The 671-nt window shown below is 54.7% G+C and carries 1 pseudogene; it reads left to right on the forward strand.

Going from position 1 to position 671, the window contains the following annotated elements:
* Positions 1-270 (forward strand): annotated as a pseudogene (locus tag ACR0CZ_RS20470) (recombinase family protein); the annotation flags it as partial.
* Positions 271-671: the final 401 nt, after the last annotated feature.

Below are 671 nucleotides of genomic sequence, written 5' to 3' on the forward strand. Positions count from 1 at the left end.
CAACCCGATCCCCGCCTCCGGTCCATGTTGATCCGCGCCCATGGCTGGACCCACGATCTGAAGTCCGGAGTTCAACTGATGGAAGTTGCGCGGCGTGAAAGCGTCCCCGGCGCTTTCATCCTTGCCCGTGCTCAGCTCGCGTTTCTCTCACTGAAGATTCAGGCCGCGCTTCTCAACGGCACCCAGCCGCCCGAACTTACACTCAAGCGTCTGGTCAGCGTGACCCACCCACTTGAATGGTCCGAACAGGAACGCCTGTTCGGCTTCTGACATCTCCAGATCCTGCGTCCCTGATACAGACTTCGCCCTCCCTGATCCGGCGGAACAATTCCCCGTTCGCACGAGAAAATTACCTGCTCCACCTTTTAGGGAATTTGCAACATTAACCCCCTGTAAGACATTCAGTTCTGACAGGTGAAATTACTGAACTCAGACCCGTTTCACAAAAATTCCCTTTGAATTGCCGGATATCAGGGAAATCCTGCCCAAAGCGATCCCACCAAAATGCGGCACTGAGACTGGGGCCTGAATCGTGATCCGAGTGTACGAACTGCTCCGACTCTGATTGAAAGCGCATGCGTCAACTCGCGGGAATTGCGGAACAATTCCGGGTCAAAAAACACAACTGAAGTGAGACAGGTATGAGTGGCGGGGAGACAGGGATTCGAACC

Source organism: Ruegeria sp. H9, from assembly GCF_056532915.1.